The 18,592-nt window shown below is 69.1% G+C and carries 15 protein-coding genes and 4 pseudogenes; 7 read left to right on the plus strand and 12 right to left on the minus strand.

The features are described from left to right. Nucleotides 1–17 precede the first annotated feature (17 nt). Nucleotides 18–2,090, plus strand: coding sequence for an MMPL family transporter (locus tag RGU41_RS12120; protein ID WP_322136333.1), 2,073 nt, complete (start codon nucleotides 18–20; stop codon nucleotides 2,088–2,090). A 57-nt stretch (nucleotides 2,091–2,147) separates the two neighbouring features. After that, nucleotides 2,148–2,804, plus strand: a complete 657-nt coding sequence (locus RGU41_RS12125; RefSeq protein WP_322136334.1) for a hypothetical protein — start codon at nucleotides 2,148–2,150, stop codon at nucleotides 2,802–2,804. Between the two features lie 28 nt (nucleotides 2,805–2,832). Here the strand turns inward: RGU41_RS12125 and RGU41_RS12130 are convergent, their stop codons facing one another. From RGU41_RS12130 to RGU41_RS12170, 9 genes and pseudogenes are all read right to left on the minus strand, one after another. Next, the gene (locus RGU41_RS12130) at nucleotides 2,833–3,222 is read right to left on the minus strand and encodes a hypothetical protein (RefSeq protein ID WP_134449801.1); all 390 of its coding nucleotides are present in this window, start codon (nucleotides 3,220–3,222) and stop codon (nucleotides 2,833–2,835) included. 3 nt (nucleotides 3,223–3,225) lie between these two features. Then, complete coding sequence (locus tag RGU41_RS12135) at nucleotides 3,226–3,804, minus strand: GNAT family N-acetyltransferase (protein ID WP_134449800.1); 579 nt, start codon at nucleotides 3,802–3,804, stop codon at nucleotides 3,226–3,228. A gap of 27 nt (nucleotides 3,805–3,831) precedes the next feature. Beyond that, a pseudogene (locus RGU41_RS12140) lies at nucleotides 3,832–4,508 on the minus strand (uracil-DNA glycosylase). Nucleotides 4,509–4,529: 21 nt separating this feature from the next. Then, a complete protein-coding gene (locus tag RGU41_RS12145; protein ID WP_134560636.1) occupies nucleotides 4,530–5,279 on the minus strand; it encodes a Type 1 glutamine amidotransferase-like domain-containing protein in 750 nt (249 codons plus the stop codon). Further along, entirely contained in the window at nucleotides 5,276–5,887 is a 612-nt protein-coding gene (locus RGU41_RS12150; RefSeq protein ID WP_134449797.1) for a phosphoribosyltransferase, read from the minus strand. Before RGU41_RS12150 ends, RGU41_RS12145 begins: the two co-directional genes overlap by 4 nt. Then, nucleotides 5,856–7,079, minus strand: coding sequence for a bifunctional 2-methylcitrate synthase/citrate synthase (locus tag RGU41_RS12155; RefSeq protein WP_134449796.1), 1,224 nt, complete (start codon nucleotides 7,077–7,079; stop codon nucleotides 5,856–5,858). Before RGU41_RS12155 ends, RGU41_RS12150 begins: the two co-directional genes overlap by 32 nt. 30 nt (nucleotides 7,080–7,109) lie before the next feature. Next, nucleotides 7,110–8,020: pseudogene (gene prpB / locus RGU41_RS12160) on the minus strand (methylisocitrate lyase). Then, nucleotides 8,020–9,555 (minus strand): MmgE/PrpD family protein, encoded by a 1,536-nt coding sequence (locus RGU41_RS12165; RefSeq protein WP_134449794.1) that lies wholly within the window; start codon nucleotides 9,553–9,555, stop codon nucleotides 8,020–8,022. The pseudogene prpB and the gene RGU41_RS12165 overlap by 1 nt, the downstream one beginning before the upstream one ends. A gap of 85 nt (nucleotides 9,556–9,640) precedes the next feature. Further along, on the minus strand, nucleotides 9,641–10,336 hold the full coding sequence (locus tag RGU41_RS12170) for a GntR family transcriptional regulator (RefSeq protein WP_322136335.1): 696 nt from the start codon (nucleotides 10,334–10,336) through the stop codon (nucleotides 9,641–9,643). Between the two features lie 112 nt (nucleotides 10,337–10,448). On the opposite strand from RGU41_RS12170, the pseudogene RGU41_RS12175 reads away from it, so the two are divergent. The 3 genes and pseudogenes from RGU41_RS12175 (at nucleotide 10,449) to RGU41_RS12185 (ending at nucleotide 14,463) form a co-directional block, all read left to right on the plus strand. After that, a pseudogene (locus RGU41_RS12175) lies at nucleotides 10,449–12,426 on the plus strand (AMP-binding protein). Between the two features lie 58 nt (nucleotides 12,427–12,484). Next, nucleotides 12,485–12,841, plus strand: coding sequence for a DUF485 domain-containing protein (locus RGU41_RS12180; protein ID WP_134560628.1), 357 nt, complete (start codon nucleotides 12,485–12,487; stop codon nucleotides 12,839–12,841). Continuing rightward, entirely contained in the window at nucleotides 12,838–14,463 is a 1,626-nt protein-coding gene (locus tag RGU41_RS12185) for a cation acetate symporter (protein ID WP_241975499.1), read from the plus strand. Before RGU41_RS12180 ends, RGU41_RS12185 begins: the two co-directional genes overlap by 4 nt. 105 nt (nucleotides 14,464–14,568) lie before the next feature. On the opposite strand, the gene RGU41_RS12190 is transcribed toward RGU41_RS12185, so the two are convergent. Next, complete coding sequence (locus tag RGU41_RS12190; protein ID WP_134563858.1) at nucleotides 14,569–15,351, minus strand: SDR family oxidoreductase; 783 nt, start codon at nucleotides 15,349–15,351, stop codon at nucleotides 14,569–14,571. 293 nt (nucleotides 15,352–15,644) lie between these two features. Beyond that, a complete protein-coding gene (locus RGU41_RS12195; RefSeq protein WP_322136336.1) occupies nucleotides 15,645–15,998 on the minus strand; it encodes an alpha/beta hydrolase in 354 nt (117 codons plus the stop codon). 134 nt (nucleotides 15,999–16,132) lie between these two features. Here RGU41_RS12195 and RGU41_RS12200 point away from each other — a divergent pair. Continuing rightward, a pseudogene (locus RGU41_RS12200) lies at nucleotides 16,133–17,465 on the plus strand (bifunctional o-acetylhomoserine/o-acetylserine sulfhydrylase). A gap of 147 nt (nucleotides 17,466–17,612) precedes the next feature. Then, entirely contained in the window at nucleotides 17,613–18,038 is a 426-nt protein-coding gene (locus tag RGU41_RS12205) for a MarR family transcriptional regulator (protein ID WP_322136337.1), read from the plus strand. A 3-nt stretch (nucleotides 18,039–18,041) separates the two neighbouring features. Here the strand turns inward: RGU41_RS12205 and RGU41_RS12210 are convergent, their stop codons facing one another. Beyond that, a complete protein-coding gene (locus RGU41_RS12210) occupies nucleotides 18,042–18,554 on the minus strand; it encodes a CarD family transcriptional regulator (RefSeq protein ID WP_134449786.1) in 513 nt (170 codons plus the stop codon). Between the last annotated feature and the right edge of the window lie 38 nt (nucleotides 18,555–18,592).

The following is an 18,592-nucleotide window of genomic DNA, read 5'->3' on the forward strand; positions in this document are numbered from 1 at the left end:
GGACTATTGGAGGAAAAGTGCTCGGGATTGTGCGCATCATCACGGGTCGGCGCACGGCCTGGGTCGTCCTCGTCGGCGCCGTCATCGCCGTCGGACTGCTGTTCGCACTGCTGCCGAAGAGCGCCGGGAACGACTTCCCGACGTCCGGGCTGCCCACGTCGAGCCAGGCGGCCAGGGTCGATGCCCTCCTCGCCGACTTCCCCTCGGCGAAGCAGACCTCCGCGATCGTCGTCTGGAACCGCGGTGGCGACACGACCGGCGCGGAGAGCGCCCTGACCGAGGCGGACAAGGCCGCGATCACCGCGCAGGCCGCCGAACTCGGCGCACTGTCGACCGCCCCGCGGGCGACCACGCCCCGGTTCAGCGACGACGGGCTCGCGGCGATCAGCGTCGTGCCGCTCGAGTCCGCCGCCGTCAGCGCCGACGTCAAGGGCACGGCCGCGGACATCCGCTCGGCCGCCTCGAGCGACCTGCCCTCCGGCCTGAGTTCCTACGTGACCGGGCCGGTCGGGTTCCAGGCCGACATCTCCAACGCCTTCGCGGGCGCCGATTTCCGGCTGCTGCTCGTGACCGTGATCGTCGTCGCGGTACTGCTGATCATCACCTACCGCAGCCCCGTGCTCTGGATCGTGCCGCTCGTGGTCGTCGGACTGGCCGACGGGCTCGCCGGCGTCGTCGTGAGCGCCCTCGCCGGGCCGTTCGGCATCACCCTGGACGCAAGCGTTTCGGGCATCCAGTCCGTGCTCGTCTTCGGTGCGGGCACCAACTACGCACTGCTGCTCGTCGCCCGCTACCGCGAGGAACTGCTGCACACCGAGAGCAGGAACGAGGCGATGCGGATCGCCGTGCGGAGCGCAGGCCCCGCGATCGCCGCGAGCGGAGGGACCGTCGCGCTGAGCCTGCTGACCTTGCTCTTCGCCGAGCTCTCCGGCAACCGCGCGCTCGGTTTCGCCTGCGCGATCGGTGTCGTCATCGCGATCCTGTTCGCCCTGATCGTCCTTCCCGCCGCCCTCGTCGTCTGCGGCCGCGGGCTGTTCTGGCCGTTCGTGCCGCGCTACGACCCCGCGTCGCCCCGCGTGCACACCGGATTCTGGTCCCGGCTCGGCCGCGGCGTCGCCCGGCGCCCTGTGGCGATCATCGTCGCCTCCGCGCTCGGGCTCGGCGCCCTGAGTCTGGGACTGGTCGGGGCATCCGTCGGGCTCTCGCAGGCGGACCAGCTGCTCGGCAACCCGGAATCGGTGCAGGCGCAGGCCATCGTCGACGCCTCGTTCTCGTCGGGGCTCACGAGCCAGACCATCGTGCTCGCACCGGATGCCTCGGCGACAGAGGCCGCGAGCCTCGCCACAACGACAGCGGGCGTCGCAACGGTGCAGCCGGGCGAGAGCGCGAACGGGCGCACCCGGCTCAACCTGTCGCTTTCGAGCGAACCGGGCAGTGAGACGACCTTCGCCACCATCACCGCGCTGCGCACCGCATACGCGGATGCCGGCGGCGCGGTCGCGGATTCCCTCGTCGGCGGCACAGACGCGACGGCCCTCGACACCCGCACGAGTTCGCAGCGCGACCAGGACCTGATCCTGCCGATGATCCTCGCGATCGTCTTCGGCATCCTCGCCCTGCTGCTCCGCTCCCTCGTCGCGCCGGTCCTGCTGATCCTGAGCGTGCTCGCGACGTTCTTCGCGAGCCTCGGCGCTTCCAACCTGATCTTCCAGAACCTGCTCGGCTTCCCGGCTTTCAATACGAACGTCGTGCTGTTCGCGTTCCTGTTCCTCGTCGCGCTCGGGGTGGACTACAACATCTTCCTCACGACGAGGGCGCGGGAGGAGGCCCGGCTGCACGGCACCCGGGAGGGCATGGTGCGCGCCCTCTCCTCGACCGGAGCGGTGATCACGAGCGCCGGCATCCTGATCGCAGCGGTCTTCGTCGTGCTCGGGGTACTCCCGGTCGTCGCGCTCGCTCAGATCGGCGTGATCGTCTGCCTCGGCGTGCTGCTCGACACCCTGCTCGTCCGCACCCTCGTGGTTCCCGCGCTCGTGTTCCTCACCGGCGACCGGTTCTGGTGGCCGTCGCACCCGGCACTCCGCGAGTAGCGGGGCACCGAGCGCCGGGCGCCGAGCGCCGGCAGACCTCGCGAGTACAGTGTCCGCATGACTGCGGTGCTCGAGCGGATGCTGCCGGCGTGGCTCGTGCGGCATCCGCTGCGGTCGGGCTGGGCCTGGCTGGCCCTCTGGGGTGTCGTGGTCGCCTCCGACGCCCTCTCGCCCTGGGTCCCCGGTCCCGGCTGGTACGCGGTCGTGCTGCTCGCCGCGCTGCCGGCCCTCGCGGCGACAGTGTGGCTGCTCGCGGCCACACCGCGCGACCACCTTACGCCCGCGAACGACTCGGTGCTCGGCCATTTCTTCGTGCGATTCCTCGCGCTGTGTGCGGCATTCCTGGTCTGGGGGGTGTCCGTGGTCGCGAGTTCGTCGATCTCGACGGCGATCCAGGCCGCGGCCGACGACAATGACGCCGAGGTGACCGGGCTCGGCTTCACGCTCATGCTCGCGGCGATCCCGGTGGTACTGCTCGTACTGTGGATGGCCTTCGTCGTTCGGTGCAGCTGGTTCCTGCGGCGGTTGCGCGGCTGGCGCGAGCTGCCGGAGGCGCACGCGGTTCCGGAGGACTTCCTGCGGACCAGCCCGCGCTTACGATTCACGATCGTGGGGCTCGCCCACCCGGGGCTGCTCCTCGCCGGCGGGCTCGGGGCATCCGTGCTCGCCGCGCTTCTCGGCGGACCCGAGTTCACGCTGCATCTCACGCCCTGACCCGCGCCCCCGGACGGGGCAGTGCGGCTCAGCGGGCGAGCGGGCCGCCGACCTTGGTCAGCAGCGTCTGGAACGCGCGGGGTGCCGCGCGGAGCTCCGAGCGGGCCGTGAGCGCACCGGCGGCGTGGAAGGCCTGGGCGACGTTGATGATCTCGTACTGCACGAGCGAACCCTCCTCCTCCGCGAGCACGCGGTACTCGCCTCGGTACCACCAGTCCCCCTGCACTACGATCAGGCGCTCGGCGGGATCGGCCCGGAAATGCCGGTTGATCGTGGCGACCCCCTCGCTCGGTGCGGGCATCAGCGCCGCGAGCAGCCGCACGAACACGGTCTCCGGCGGCGCTTCGAGGTGCCCAGCGAAGGACCGCAGCACGGTATGTCGAGGCGGCAGCTCGAACGAGACCTCCGGATCGGTCACGGGTTATTTCAGGCTCTTCTGGAGCAGCACGGTTCCGAGCCAGCGGTCGAACTTGAAGCCGACCTTGCCCATCCGGCCGATCTCCTTGAACCCGAAGTCGAGGTGCAGCTTGATCGACGCGTCGGCGCCCTGGTCGGCGATCACGGCGATGATCTCCTTGAGGCCCGCATCCTTGGAGCGCGTGATGAGCTCGCCGAGCAGCACCCGGCCGAGTCCCTTGCCTGTCGAGGCCGCTCCGAGGTAGATCGAGTTCTCGACGGTGAACCGGAACGCGCGCTTCTCTTTCCACGGCGTCACGAGCGCGTAGCCGAGGATCTGACCGGCGGGCGACACGGCCACGATGAAGGGCATGCCGAGCTTGCCGAGGTAGTAGAACTTACTGCGCCAGGCGGCGAGGGTCATCGGGTCGACGTCGAAGGTGACCGTGCTGTTGGCGACGTAGTAGTTGTAGATCTCGCGGATGTACGGCAGGTCGGTGATCAGCGCGTCCCGCATCGAGTACTCGAACGGAGCCTCGGTCTCCGGCGCCGGGCGCAGGTGCCTGGGCAACTGCCGGCGCGGCTGGTATTCCTCTTCAAGCATGGCTGGCTCCTCCCATGGACTTCCAGATTACCCGAGTGTCCAGTCGACGGGCGCTGCGCCCTGCTCGGCGAGGAGCGCGTTCGCGCGGCTGAAGGGCCTCGACCCGAAAAGCCCCGCCGCGCGGACAGCGGGCTCGGATGCGCCGACTCGATCACCGGGGTGTTGCCGAGCAACGGCCGCAGCCTCGCGGCGTCCTTCCCCCAGAGGATCGCGACGAGGGGCGTGCCGCGGGCGACGAGGGTACGGATGGCCTGGTCCGTGACGGCCTCCCAGCCGTGCCCGCGGTGCGAACCCGGCTCGCCGGCGCGCACGGTGAGCACCCGGTTGAGCAGCAGCACTCCCTGGGCCGACCAGGCCGAGAGGTCTCCGGTGCGCAGGGTCACCCCGACGTCCGACTGGAGCTCGGCACCGATGTTCACGAGGCTCCGCGGCAAGGGCCGCACGGCGGGATCGACCGCGAAGGCGAGGCCGAGCGGATGCCCCGGCGTCGGATACGGGTCCTGGCCGACCAGGAGCACGCGTACCGCCCGGAACGGTTCGCGGAAGGCGCGCAGCACGGTCGCCGGCGCCGGCAGCCAGGGTCGCCCGGCGGCCGACTCGGCGTCGAGGAAACCGGTCGCCTGGGCCAGCGCGCCCGCCGCGGGGGCGAGGGCCGCTGCCCAGCCGGGGTCGACCGATGACGGGTCGACCGATGACGGGTCGATCGACGACGGGTCGATCACGGCCTAGGCGCCGAAGGTGCTGACGAGCACGCCGTTCTCGGACTGGCTGACCCGCCAGACGCTGCCGGAGCCGACGACGCGGAGGGCGCCCTCCCCGACGATGAGCGCGGTGTTCTCGTCGACAGCGAGGCCGCCGTCGATGAGGCCGGCTTCCGTTGCGGCGATGAGGCGGGACAGGGTTCCCCACTGGGCGGCGTGCACGTCGACGGTGACGTCGAGCAGGCCGATGCCGGGCTGGATGGTGAGTTCGTCGAGGCCTTCAGAGGCTGCTTCCGCGCTGACCTCGACCTCGCCCAGGCGCCAGCCGCCGACGAGGGCACGCTCTGCGGCGATCATGGCACCGGCGGAGTAGCCGAGGTACGGCACGCCGGCGGACACCTGGCGGCGGATCTCGCCTGCGATCGGGGTGAGTGCGGCAAGGTAGGCGGGCGTGAGCCCACCGCCGACGATGATGCCGTCGACGTCCGCGATCGCGGGCAGGGTCGCCGCGTCGCTCAGTGCGAGTTCGGTGATCTTCGCCTCGAAGACCCCGGCCGCACCGAGCGCCTCGGCGAGCTTCGCGGCGTGCTGGGCGGCGTCGTCAACAGCGTCGTCAACAGCAGCGGTGCCGGGCGCACGCACCGCGATGATCGCGATCCGGGGTTCGTCGCGACCGGCCGCCGTGGCACGCACGGTCGCCTCGGCGAGGAACGGACCGAACACGGCCGCGCTGTGTTCGGCGGCCCAGCCGCCGCCGACGAGGTGGATGCTCATGCGACGACGCCCGCAACGGCAGGCGCGACGACGACATTCTCCACTGCGGAGGGGGCGACGACGGTCGCGACGATGGGGGCGAGCAGGGCCGTCACTTCAGGCGCGTCGACGATCGGCAGCGCCGACCACGGGAACACGATCCAGTCGTCGGTCTCGCGCCAGGTGTAGTCCGGGACGAGGACCGTGCGCGGCTTGGTGTACAGGGTCGCGCAGCGCACCTCGGCCGCCGACTCCCGCAACATCGCGAGCACGAGCGCGAGGGTGCGCCCCGAGTCGGAGACGTCGTCGACGAGCAGCACGCTGAGTCCGGCAAGTGCCGGCGCGTCGAGCATCGGACCGGAGAGCACCGGCTCGGGCAGGCGTTCGTCGACCCCGGTGTAGAACTGCACGTTGATGCTGCCGCAGTTCTTCGTGCCGAGCGCGTACGACATCGCGCCCGCGAGCAGCAGGCCGCCGCGCGCGATCGCGATCACGACGTCCGGGTGGAATCCGCTCGACAGCACGTCGACGGCCAGTTGCCGCGAGGCAGCGGCGAAGTCCTCCCAGCCGAGGATTTCCCGCTGGATGCCGGTCGTGTCAGTTGCTGAGTCGTCTGCTTCGAATGCCATTGTCCAATGGTAGGTCACCGGCCGGTTGGAGGTCGGGTTCCGGTTCAGCGGCGAGGTGCCGTTCCGGGTGCCCGTCATAGAGCGAGAGCGGCCGGATCAGGGAGTTCGAAGCGGTCTGTTCGATGATGTGCGCGGTCCAGCCGGCGATCCGGGAGGCCACGAAGAGGGGCGTGAAGGTCAGGGTGTCGAAGCCCATCAGGTAGTACGCCGGTCCCGACGGGTAGTCGAGGTTCGGCAGGATACCGGTGCGCTCCTTCATCCCCGCCGCGAGGCGCTCGTAGAGCTCGATCAGGTCCGGGCGCTGGTAGTGCTCGACCAGGGTGAGCAGCGCGGTCTTCATCGTCGGCACCCGGGAGTCGCCGTGCTTGTAGACGCGGTGCCCGAAACCCATCACCTTGTGATGCGCGTCGAGGGTCTCCTTGAGCCAGGCATCCGCTCGTTCGCCGGAGCCTTCGCCGAGGCCGATCTGCTCGAACGTGTGCATCACGGCTTCGTTGGCGCCGCCGTGCAGCGCACCCTTGAGGGCGCCGACCGCCCCGGTGATCGCCGAGTGCAGGTCGCTCATCGTGGACGTGATCACGCGCGCGGTGAAGGTGGATGCGTTGAAGGAGTGGTCGGCGTACATGATCATCGACACGTCGAAGGCCTCGACGACGACGAGTTCCGGCACCTCGCCGAAGGTCATGAACAGGAAGTTCGCCGAGTAGCCGAGGTCGTCGCGCGGTTCGATCGGCTCGAGCCCGTGGCGGCGGCGCTGGTCGTAGGCGACGATCGCGGGCATCTGGGACCAGAGCCGCAGGCCCTTGGCCTTGTTCGCCTCCGGGGAGGCGTCGTCGACCTGCGGGTCGAAGGCGCCGATCAGGCTCACGGCGGTCCGCACGACGTCCATCGGGTGCGCGGTCAGGGGAAGCTCGTCGATCACGCGGCGCACGGCGGGCTGGAGGTGGCGGAGGGACCGCTCCTCGTCTTCGAACGCGGCGAGCTCGTCGGGCGTCGGGAGTTCGCCGTTCCAGAGCAGGTAGGTGACCTCCTCGAAGCTCTTCTGCGCGGCGAGTTCCTGCACCGGGTAGCCCCGGTAGAGCAGGGAGTTCGACAGGTCGTTGACCTTCGAGACGCGGGTGCGGTCGACCACGATTCCGGCGAGGCCCTTGTAGACCGTCGGTTCGGTGACGGCTGGTTCGTTCTGACTCATGTCGCTCCTTCGCGTGCGGTGAGTGCGTGGTTACGCGGGCAGGGTGGGGTTGAGGGTGAAATTGAAAACGCCGGAGTCGAAGTGATTGTACGACTCGTAGTCGAGCAGTTCGTAGAGCTTCGAGCGGTGCTGCATCTCTGGCAGCATCGACTCGAGCGAGCCGTGTTCGACGATCGCGTCGAGGCCGCGGTCTGCGGCGCCCATCGCGAGGCGCAACAGCGAGACGGGGAAGATCACGAGGTTCATCCCGACATCGGCGAGCTGCTGCACGGTGAAGAGCTCCCCTTGCCGAACTCGGTCATGTTCGCGAGCACGGGCACGTCGACGGCCGCACGGATCGCCGCGAATTCGGCGAGCGACGCCATCGCCTCGGGAAAGATCGCGTCGGCGCCCGCGTCGACGAGTGCCTTCGCCCTGTCGACGGCCGCGGCGAGACCGTCGACGGCACGGATGTCGGTGCGCGCCATCACGAGGAAGTTCGGGTCCCTGCGGGCATCGACGGCCGCGCGGATGCGCTTGCTGGCCGTGTCGAGGTCGACGACCTGCTTGCCGTCGAGGTGGCCGCAGCGCTTCGGGTTGACCTGGTCCTCGATGTGCATTCCGGCGAGGCCGGCGTCCTCGAGGGTCTGCACGGTGCGCGCGACGTTCATCGGCTCGCCGAATCCGGTGTCGGCGTCGACGATCGCGGGCAGGTCGGTCATCCTGGCGATCTGCTGGCTGCGCCCGGCGACCTCGGTGAGGGTGGTCAGGCCGATGTCGGGCAGGCCGAGGTCTGCGGAGAGCACGGCGCCGGAGATGTAGACGCCCTCGAACCCCTTCGCCTCGATCAGGCGGGCGGAAAGCGGGTTGAATGCCCCGGGAAACCGGAGCAGGCGTCCGCTGGCCAGGTCGCGGCGGAAACCCTCGCGCTTGGCGGCGGGGGTGCGTGTCGAATACAACATCAGAAGATTCCATTCGGGATGGGGACCGAGGTGAGCAGGCCGTTGCGGGCCACGATGGTGAGCTGGTCGAGGTCGTCGGCGGCGAGGTCGGGCAGGCGTTCGGCGGCGTCGAGGAAGCGCAGGATCTCACCCTCCTCGAGCACGCCCGCCGCGAGCGTGCGGAACTTGTCAATGTACTCCGCCCGGCCGAAGGGCTGCGCGCCGAGCGGATGCGCGTCGGCGACGGCGAGCTCGTCGACGATCCGCTTGCCATTGGCCAGCTCGATCTCTACCCGGCCGCCGAAGGCCTTCTCGGCGGGGTCGAGTGAGTGGTAGCGCCGGGTCCACTCGACGTCCTCCTCGGTCGTGACCTTGTTCCAGAGGGCGATGGTGTCCGCGCGGCTCGCGCGTTCCGGCCGGTAGGAGTCGACGTGGTGCCAGCTGCCGTCCTGCAGTGCCACGGTGAAGATGTACGGGATCGAGTGGTCGAGGGTCTCCCTTGTCGCACTCGGGTCGTACTTCTGCGGGTCGTTCGCACCGGAGCCGATCACGTTGTGGGTGTGATGGCTCGTGTGGATCACGATCCGGGTGATGTTGGCCGGGTCGGCGAGTTCCGGGTGCTCGCGGTAGAGCTTGCGGGCGAGGTCGATGAGGGCCTGGGCCTGGTACTCGGCGGAGTGTTCCTTCGTGTAACTGTCCAGGATGGCCCGCTTGGCCTCGCCCCGGCCCGGCAGGGCGACCTGGTAGGAAGCCTCCGGACCGTCGAGGAGCCACGCGATGACGCCGTCTTCGCCCTCGTAGATCGGGGTCGGACTCGTCTCGCCGCGCATGGCGCGGTCGACGGATTCGACGGCCATCTTGCCGGCGAATGCGGGCGCGTACGCCTTCCAGCTCGAGATCTCACCCTTGCGGGACTGCCGGGTGGCCGTTGTGGTGTGCAGGGCCTGGCCGATGGCCTGGAAGATCGTCTCGGTGTCGAGGCCGAGCAGGGTGCCGATCCCGGCGGCGGCCGACGGGCCGAGGTGGGCGACGTGGTCGATCTTGTGCGCGTGCAGGCTGATCGCCCGCACGAGGTCGATCTGGATCTCGTAGCCGGTCGCGATCCCGCGCACGAGGTCCCGCCCGCTCAGGCCGCGGGTGACGGCGAGGTGCTGGGCGACGGCGAGGACCGGCGGGATGTTGTCGCCGGGGTGGGAGTACTCGGCGGCGAGGAAGGTGTCGTGGTAGTCCAGTTCGCGGACGGCGACGCCATTGGCCCACGCCGCCCATTCCGGCGAGACCCGGCGGGAACGCTGTTCGCCGAACACGGTCGCGCCGACGCCGTTGAAGGAGCGCGGATGCGCGAGCGCCTGCGAGCGCGCGGCGACGACCGGTCGCCGGGTGAGCGAGGCCGCTGCGACGGCGGCATTGTCGATGACCCGGTTGATGATCATCTCGGTCACCTCGGCGGAGACCTCCACCGGGTCGGACGCGCACTCGGCGATCTTCCAGGCGAGCTGATCCGTGCGGGCCAGGTCTTCGTCGCTGCGGTGGACTCGAACATCGTGAAGCTGCACAGGGTTCCCTTCGGTGGTTCGGTTGGACGGTGGTTCGGGTGGGCGGTGGTTCGGGTGGGCGCTGGTTCGGGTGGGCGCTGTTGCTTCAGTCGGCCTGGGCGGCCGGGTTCGCCTCGAGCGCGGCGAGGACGTTGCTGAGGCTCTGGTGGAGGTGGACGTGGGTGGCGTGGGCGGCGAGCGAGGTATCACCGGCGACGATGGCCTCGATGATGAGCAGGTGCTCGGCCGCCGCCGCCCGCAGCCGCGCCGGGTTGTGCCTGGCGAGCCTGCGGATCCTGGCGAGGTGGGTGCGCACGTTGGCGAGCGCGGTGACGAGGAACGGGTTGCCGACTGCCGCGTCGAGCGCGTCGTCGAAGTCGTCGATGAGCTCGTAGTACCGGTGCAGTCCGGCCTCGCCCAGCAGCAGCAGTTCGGGTGCCGTGCGGAACTGGTCGCGCAGCTCGAGGAAGACGTGGGGGTCGCGCCGGGTCGCCGCGATCCTGGCCGCGTGCTCCTCGAGGGCGCGGCGGAGTTCGTACAGTTCGTGGATGCTGTCGACGGACATCTCCGTGACCATGAAGCCGCGGCCGGCGCGGCCGGCGACGAGCCCGTCGGCGATCAGGCGGGCGATGGCGGCCCGGAGCGGCGTGCGCGAGACGCCGATGCGGTCGGACTGCTCGACCTCGAGGAGGCCGGCGCCCGGGGCGAGGACTCCGTCGAGGATTTCGTCGCGCAGCTGGCGGTAGGCGCGTTCGCTCGCGCTGACGACGGCGACCGGCGGTGTGGCCGTGCGGGTACCCACCGGAGTGGTGTTCCCCGACGTTGGGGTTTCTGTATACACAGACGCCATGCTATTCCCTTTTTACCCGGCGTGTGCAAGACTTCCTGAATTCTATGTATACATAGGAGCTTCAATGGGGAGGTTCACAGTGACATACACAGCGACAGGCACGGCGGGGAGCTACCGCGACTCCTGGCTGCGCTCGACGGATGCCGCGACCCGCGCCGACTTCTGGCTCGAGGCATCCGCCTTCATCGACTGGACCGTGCCCCCGCGCACCGCGCTCGAGGAGCGCGAGCCCGGGACCTGGCGCTGGTTCCCGGACGGCGAGCTCAACACGAGCTACAACGCCCTCGACCGGCACGTGCTCGCCGGCCGCGGCGACCAGGCCGCGGTCATCTACGACTCCGCGATGAGCGGCACCCGGGTCAGCATCAGCTACAGCCGGCTGCTCGACCGCGTCTCCCGGTTCGCCGGGGTGCTGCGCGCCCAGGGCGTCGGCGTCGGCGACCGGGTGATCGTCTACCTGCCGATGATCCCGGAGGCGATCGTGGCCATGCTCGCGTGCGCCAGGATCGGCGCCGTGCACTCCGTGGTCTTCGGCGGCTTCGCGGCGAGCGAACTCGCCGTGCGGATCGACGACGCCCGGCCCACCGTGATCGTGACCGCGTCGGGCGGGCTCGAGCCCGGCCGCGTCGTCGAATACCTGCCGCTCGTGAAGAAGGCGCTTGACCGGTCGCAGGGTTCGGTCCGCACCGTCATCGTGCGGGACCGCGAGTCGATCCCCGGGAGCGCGGCGGACTACGCCGTCACGGACACAGACACGGGCACGGACGCCGTCACCTGGCTCGACTGGGCGACCGAAGAGGATGCCGCGACCCCTGCCGAACCCGTGAGCCTCCGCTCTGAGGACCCGCTGTACATCCTCTACACCTCGGGAACGACGGGGAATCCGAAGGGCATCGTGCGCGACAACGGCGGACACGCCGTCGCGCTCAGCCTGGTCGATGCGCAACATCTACGCCGCGGGGCCCGGAGACGTCTTCTGGGCGGCCTCGGACGTCGGCTGGGTCGTCGGGCACTCCTACATCGTCTACGCGCCGCTCCTCGTCGGGGCGACGACCGTCATCTATGAGGGCAAGCCGATCGGCACCCCGGACGCCGGCGCCTTCTGGCGGGTCGTCGAGGACTACAAGGTCACCGTGCTCTTCACCGCCCCGACCGCGATCCGGGCCATCCGCCGGGTCGACCCCGAGCTCGCCGAGCTGCAGAAGTACGACGTCTCGAGCCTGACCGGCCTCTTCCTCGCCGGGGAACGACTCGACCCCGAGACGTACCACTGGGCGAACGACGGGCTGCACTGCCCGGTGATCGACCATTGGTGGCAGACCGAGACAGGCTGGGCGATCTGCGCGAACCCGCGCGGCATCGAGGAAATCCCGACCAAGCCGGGATCGGCGACGTTCCCGGTCGCGGGCTACGCCATCGAGATCCTCGACTCGAAGGGCCGGCCCGTGACGAAGGTCGGCAAGGAGGGCAACATCGCCATCCGCCTGCCGCTTCCGCCCGGAACCCTGCTCGGTGTCTGGGGCAGCGCGGAGCGGTATGCGAGCGCCTATCTCTCCGCCTTCCCCGGCTACTATGCGACGGGCGACTCCGGCCATTTCGACGCCGACGGCTACCTCTACGTGATGGGCCGCACCGACGACGTGATCAACGTGGCCGGGCACCGGCTGTCGACCGGATCCCTCGAGGAGGTACTCACCCTTCATCCGTCGGTCGCGGAGTGCGCCGTGCTCGGAGTGCACGACCCGCTCAAGGGCCAGCGCGCCGCGGGCTTCGTGACGCTCAAGGCCGGGGCGACGATCGACCACGACACCCTCGCCAAGGAACTCGTCGGACTCGTGCGCGAGCACGTCGGCCCGGTCGCCGCCTTCCGTGACGTGACGATCCTCGACCGGTTGCCGAAGACCCGCTCTGGCAAGATCCTGCGCAAGACGATCCGCCAGATCGTCGACGGCGAGCCGTACACGGTTCCCCCGACGATCGAGGACCCTGCCGTGCTCGACGCGCTCAAGCTCGCCGTGCACGGCACCGCCCACACCAACTGAATCCTCTCCCCCAGACCGCACTACCCAGCACCATCCTCACCGGAGCAAAGGAGCCCCCATGACGGAATCACTGAGAGATGCACGACCGGGAGCGACGCCGTCGTCGATCGACTACGTCGCTTTCGCCCAATCGCCCCGCTTCCTCGAGCTGAAGAGGAGGAGGAACCGGTTCGTGATCCCGCTCGCCGTGTTCTTCCTGGTCTGGTACTTCGGGTTCGTGCTCGTCGCCGCCTACCTGCCCGCCGTGATGGCCATCCCGGTCGTCGGATCGGTCAACCTCGGCCTCGTGCTCGGCCTCGGCCAGTTCGTCACGACCTTCGCGATCACCATGTGGTACGTGTCCTTCTCGAACAAGACCCTCGACCCGATGGGCGCAGCGCTCCGCGCAGAGCTCGAAAAGATGGAGCAGAAATGAGCGCCGGCGCCATGATCGTCCAGACCGCCGTGAAGGCCACGGAGACCAACCCCGTCCTGAACATCTCGATCTTCCTCGCCTTCGTGGCCGTCACCCTGATCGTCGTGATCCGGGCCGGCCGCAACAACCGTTCCGCCGCGGACTACTACACCGGCGGCCGGTCCTTCACCGGACCGCAGAACGGCTTCGCGATCGCGGGAGATTACCTCTCGGCGGCGTCCTTCCTCGGCATCGTCGGAGCGATCGCGATCAGCGGGTACGACGGCTTCCTGTACTCGATCGGGTTCCTCGTCGCGTGGCTCGTCGCGCTGCTGCTCGTCGCAGAGCTGATGCGCAACACCGGCAAGTACACGATGGCCGACGTGCTCTCGTTCCGGCTCAAGCAGGGCCCGGTCAGGGTCGCGGCAGCCACGACGACCCTCGCCGTGTGCTTCTTCTACCTCCTCGCCCAGATGGCCGGCGCCGGCGGCCTCGTGTCGCTGCTGCTCGGCATCAACGACAAGCTCGGCCAGTCGGTCGTCGTCGTCGTTGTCGGCGGCCTGATGATCCTCTACGTGCTCATCGGCGGGATGAAGGGCACCACCTGGGTCCAGATCATCAAGGCGTTCCTCCTGATCATCGGAGCCCTCGGGATGACGATCTGGGTACTCGCGATCAACGGCTTCAACTTCTCCGGACTGCTCGACTCTGCCGTCGCGGCCTCGATCAGCAAGCCCGCTGAGGCCATCCTCGTGCCGGGGCTCAAGTACGGGCACAATCCGCTCGACTTCATCTCCCTCGCGATCGCGCTCGTCCTCGGCACCGCGGGCCTGCCGCACGTGCTGATGCGCTTCTACACGGTCCCGAGCGCCAAGGAGGCCCGTCGTTCCGTGGTCTGGGCGATCTGGCTCATCGGCGCGTTCTACCTCTTCACCCTCGTGCTCGGCTTCGGCGCAGCGGCGCTCGTCGGCGCGGACGTCATCGCGGCGGCTCCCGGCGGGGTCAACTCCGCGGCGCCGCTCCTCTCGCTCGCGCTCGGAGGACCGCTCCTGCTCGGCTTCATCTCGGCGATCGCCTTCGCGACGATCCTTGCGGTCGTCGCCGGCATCACGATCACCGCGGCGACCTCGTTCGCGCACGACATCTACATGAGCGTGATCAAGAAGGGCAAGGGCGACCCGGACAGCGAAGTGAAGGTCGCCCGCCGCACCGTCATCGTGATCGGCATCCTCGCGATCGCGGGCGGCATCGGCGTGCAGGGCCAGAACATCGCGTTCCTCGTGGCGCTCGCCTTCGCCGTCGCGGCGAGCGCGAACCTCCCGACGATCCTCTACTCACTGTTCTGGCGCGGCTTCACCACCCGCGGAGCGGTCTGGAGCATGTACGGCGGCCTCGCCGCTGCGATGATCCTGATCATCTTCTCCCCGGTGTTCTCCGGCACGCCGACGTCGATGTTCGGCGCTGGGGTCAACTTCGCGTGGTTCCCGCTCAGCAACCCCGGCATCGTCTCGATCCCGATCGGCTTCTTCCTCGGCTGGCTCGGCTCCGTCACGAGCACCCGCAAGGAGGACCCTCTCCTCGCCGCCGAGATGTCAGTCCGCTCCCTCACCGGCCACGGCGCCGAGAAGGCCGTCGAGCACTAGCCCGCAGTTTCCTTTCCGGTCGAGAGTTCCCGCTCCACGGGTGACTCTCGACCGGAAGAGTGCGGTTCACGGGCCGGGTCTGGCCGGGCCAGCGGATGCCGCGGGTCAGTCCTTCGGGACGAGGGGGCCGCGCGCGACGCGCGTCGGGGCCGCCTGAGCGACGGGCTTGACCGTGATCAGGTCTAGGTTGACGTGGGCGGGCAGTTCGACGCTCAGCACGATCGTCTCGGCGATGTCCTCCGCGGTGAGCGGGTGCTCCACGCCGGCGTATGCGGCAGCGGCCTTTTCCGTGTCGCCGCCGAAGCGGACGAGGCCGAATTCCTCGGTCTTGACCATGCCGGGCGCGATCTCGATCACCCGGATCGGCTCGCCGTTGAGCTCGAGCCGCAGCACCTCCACGAGGGCGTGGGCCGCGAACTTGGCGGCGTTGTATCCGCCACCGCCGAGGTACGCGACGTGCCCGGCGATGGAGGTGACCGTGACGATATCGGCGCTGCCAGCGGCATCCGTGCGGAGTGTCTCTCGCAGCAGCGGGAGCACGGCACTCGTGACCCGCTTGACCGCAAGCACATTGATCTCGAACATCCAGGCCCAGTCTTCGACAGGGGCGGTCTCTACGCTGTCGAGGCCGCGGGCGCCGCCGGCGTTGTTCACGAGGGCGTGCACGGGGCCGGATGCCGCGAGATAGTCGCGGAGGGCGTCGACGTCCGCCTGCACCGTCAGGTCGGCCGTGAAGACATCGGCGCCGGTTTCCGCTGCGAGGGCCGCGAGCCGGTCGGCACGCCGGGCCACGCCGACGACGTCCCAGCCGTGGGCCCGGAACAGTCGCACCGTGGCCGCCCCGATTCCCGAACTCGCACCGGTCACTACAACTCGCTTGTTTGCCATGGTCCCATTCTGGCGGCACGAGCGGCAGTCGGGACGCACCAGTGCCCCACCGTGCGCTCACCCGGTGAATGCCGCCGTGCTTCCCTGTCGTTCGCCCGGCCATCGCTCGCCTGCGCGCTCAGTCCGGCGATCCGCTCCTCGAGGGCGCAGCTGCGTTGATACGTAGTCGCTCGGCCTGTCGATCACCGCGAGCGTGCACCGCGAAACGCAGACGAGACGGTCGCGGCCGTCGCTGATCCTCACCTCCCAGACCTGGACTCGTGCACCGAGATGGATCGGGCGGGCGACTCCCGTCACCCATCCGCTATCGACGTGAGCGTCTCCGCACAGGCGACGGACGCGCCGCCGTGGAGCACCAGCCGTCGCACGGTATCCGGATGCACCGCCGCCCACGCCACAGCGACCAGCGCACCCATCGACGTGCCGATGAGGTCGAACGGCTCCGGACCGAGCTTCGCGACGACCGCGGCGAGCTGCTGCAGCTCGAAGTCCATCGACGGCGGCCGGCTCGTCGGAGCCGACAGGCCGCATCCGGCGCGGTCGTAACGGATGAGCCGGCGGTCCGCCGCCAGACTCTCGTAGAATGCCCGCTCCTCGGGCAGCTGCCAGCTGAGCTCGAGGTGACTGAGCCACCCCGCTGTGTACACGAGCGGCGGACCGCGGCACACCCGTAGATGACGCCGTGTTTCGGCGACATTGCCGACCCCGCGAGCGCGTGCCTAAACTCGCACCCAAGAGCGATGGACGGTCCACGCTCGTCACGGATTACAGGGAGTTCTTCATGAGCGACAACGCGGCCGCCTGGCAGTTCGAAACCAAGCAGGTGCACTCGGGCGCGCACCCCGACCCGGTCACCAACGCACGCGCCACCCCGATCTACCAGACCACGTCCTACGTGTTCAACAGCGCGCAGCACGCCCAGAACCTCTTCGCCCTCGCCGAGTTCGGCAACATCTACACCCGCATCATGAACCCGACCCAGGCCGTCGTCGAAGAGCGCATCGCCGCGCTCGAAGGCGGCACCGCGGCGCTGCTGCTCGCCTCCGGCCAGGCCGCATCGACCTTCGCCGTGCTCAACATCGCCCAGGCCGGCGACCACATCGTCTCCTCGAGCTCGATCTACGGCGGAACCTACAACCTCTTCAAGTACACCCTCGCCAAGCTCGGCATCGAGACGACCTTCGTCGAGGACCAGGACGATGCAGCAGAGTGGGCCCGCGCCGTGCGCCCGAACACCAAGCTGTTCTTCGCCGAGACCATCGGCAACCCCAAGATCAACGTGCTCGACATCTCGCTCGTCGCCGACGTCGCCCACCAGAACGGCGTCCCGCTCATCGTCGACAGCACCATCGCGACCCCGTACCTGATCCGCCCCTTCGAACACGGCGCCGACATCGTCGTCCACTCCGCCACCAAGTTCCTCGGCGGCCACGGCACCGACGATCGGCGGCGTCATCGTCGACGGCGGCACCTTCGAGTGGTCGAAGAACGTCGAGAAGTTCCCCGGCCTCACCGAGCCGGACCCGTCCTACCACGGCGTCAGCTACACGGGCGCGGTCGGCGACGGCATCGCGTACATCATCAAGGCACGCGTTCAGTTGCTCAGGGACCTCGGCAGCGCGATCGCCCCCGCGAGCGCCTGGCAGCTGATCCAGGGCATCGAGACCCTGAGCCTGCGCATCGAGCGCCACGTGCAGAACGCCCAGGACATCGCGGAATGGCTCGAGAGCCACCCCGACATCGCCTCGGTCAACTACGCCGGCCTGCCGTCGAGCCCCTGGTATGCGACCGCCAACAAATACGCGCCCAAGGGCGTCGGCGCGGTCGTCTCCTTCGAGCTCAAGGGCGGGGTGGATGCCGGCCGCGCGCTCGTCGACAACCTCGAGCTCTTCAGCCACCTGGCCAACATCGGCGACGTCCGCTCGCTCGTGATCCACCCGGCCTCGACCACCCACGCCCAGCTCACGCCGGAGCAGCAGCTCACGAGCGGCGTGACCCCCGGCCTCGTGCGCCTGTCCGTCGGCATCGAGAACATCGCCGATCTCAAGGCCGACCTCGAGCACGGGCTCGCCGCCGCCCGCGCCGTGGTCGAGGCCTCGCGCGCGAACGCCTGACCCGCACCACAGCACCCCTGACCGATTCGACGGAGATTCTGCCGGAATTGTACGTTGCAGGCCGTTTTCGGGCCGCGCGAGGCACAATCTCCGTCGAATTGGTTCAGAGAACGATCCGGATAACGGGTCCGTGAATATCCTGTCGGTATGACTGACCTGCGACCGATCGGATACTGGCTCAAGCTCGTCGACCAACTGATCAACGAGCAATTCGCGACGACCCTCGAGGAACACGGGGTGACGAGGCGGCAGTGGCAGCTGCTCGGGATACTGTCCCGCGGACCGGCCTCGGTCGAGCAGCTCACGAGCGGGGTCGCCCCGTTCCTCGACACCGAGGGTGAGACCGTCGTCGAACACCTCGCCGAACTCGTCGAGAGCGGCTGGGTCACGGTGTCGGAGTCCGGGTACGCGATCACCGACCGCGGCAGGCTCGCCTACCAGCGCCTCGCCGAGGTCGTCTCGGTGAACCGGGATGCCGCGACCCAGGACGTCAGCCCTGCCGACTACGCCACGACCCTCGCCACCCTCGAGAGGGTCGCCCGCAACCTCGGCTGGACCGGCGAGCCGGAGTGACCCCTAGGCCGCCGTGGTACCGGTCGCGGGGATCGAGCTCGCGAGCACGGTGTCGAGGACGGCGGATGCCTCTTCGCTCGTCGAGCTCTGGGCGAGTGCGAGTTCGGAGACGAGCACCTGGCGGGCCTTGACGAGCATGTTCTTCTCGCCGGCGGACACGCCGCGCTCCTGGTCACGACGCCACAGGTCGCGGACGACCTCGCCGACACGGTAGACGCTGCCGCTCGCCATCTTCTCCTGGTTGGCCTTGTACCGGCGCGACCAGTTCCCCGGCTCCTCGACGAAGGATTCGCGGAGAACGTCGAACACGGCCTGGACGCCGGCGCTGTCGATGACGTCGCGCACGCCGACGAGCTCGGCGTTCTCGATCGGCAGCTTGATCGTCAGGTCGTTCGCGTGCACGGTGAGGGTCATGAACTTCTTCTCGATCCCCTTCACGGCGCGGGTCGTGATTTCAGTGATGGTGACCGCGCCGTGGTGCGGGTAGACCAGGGTTTCTCCCACGGTGAAATTCATATGCTGCCTCTGTTCGTTGGTGATGCGGGGTTCTCGCG

The organism is Cryobacterium sp. 10C3 (genome assembly GCF_034314285.1).
In the GTDB taxonomy this organism is placed as follows: Bacteria; Actinomycetota; Actinomycetes; order Actinomycetales; family Microbacteriaceae; genus Cryobacterium; species Cryobacterium glucosi.

Bases quoted from the DNA above. Each gene is read 5' to 3' on its own strand.
- RGU41_RS12150 (WP_134449797.1), bottom strand. From the start codon at position 5,887: ATGGCATTCGAAGCAGACGACTCAGCAACTGACACGACCGGCATCCAG.
- RGU41_RS12180 (WP_134560628.1), top strand. From the start codon at position 12,485: ATGACGGAATCACTGAGAGATGCACGACCGGGAGCGACGCCGTCGTCG.
- RGU41_RS12155 (WP_134449796.1), bottom strand. From the start codon at position 7,079: ATGAGTCAGAACGAACCAGCCGTCACCGAACCGACGGTCTACAAGGGC.
- RGU41_RS12125 (WP_322136334.1), top strand. From the start codon at position 2,148: ATGACTGCGGTGCTCGAGCGGATGCTGCCGGCGTGGCTCGTGCGGCAT.
- RGU41_RS12210 (WP_134449786.1), bottom strand. From the start codon at position 18,554: ATGAATTTCACCGTGGGAGAAACCCTGGTCTACCCGCACCACGGCGCG.
- RGU41_RS12135 (WP_134449800.1), bottom strand. From the start codon at position 3,804: ATGCTTGAAGAGGAATACCAGCCGCGCCGGCAGTTGCCCAGGCACCTG.
- RGU41_RS12145 (WP_134560636.1), bottom strand. From the start codon at position 5,279: ATGAGCATCCACCTCGTCGGCGGCGGCTGGGCCGCCGAACACAGCGCG.
- RGU41_RS12205 (WP_322136337.1), top strand. From the start codon at position 17,613: ATGACTGACCTGCGACCGATCGGATACTGGCTCAAGCTCGTCGACCAA.
- RGU41_RS12185 (WP_241975499.1), top strand. From the start codon at position 12,838: ATGAGCGCCGGCGCCATGATCGTCCAGACCGCCGTGAAGGCCACGGAG.
- RGU41_RS12190 (WP_134563858.1), bottom strand. From the start codon at position 15,351: ATGGCAAACAAGCGAGTTGTAGTGACCGGTGCGAGTTCGGGAATCGGG.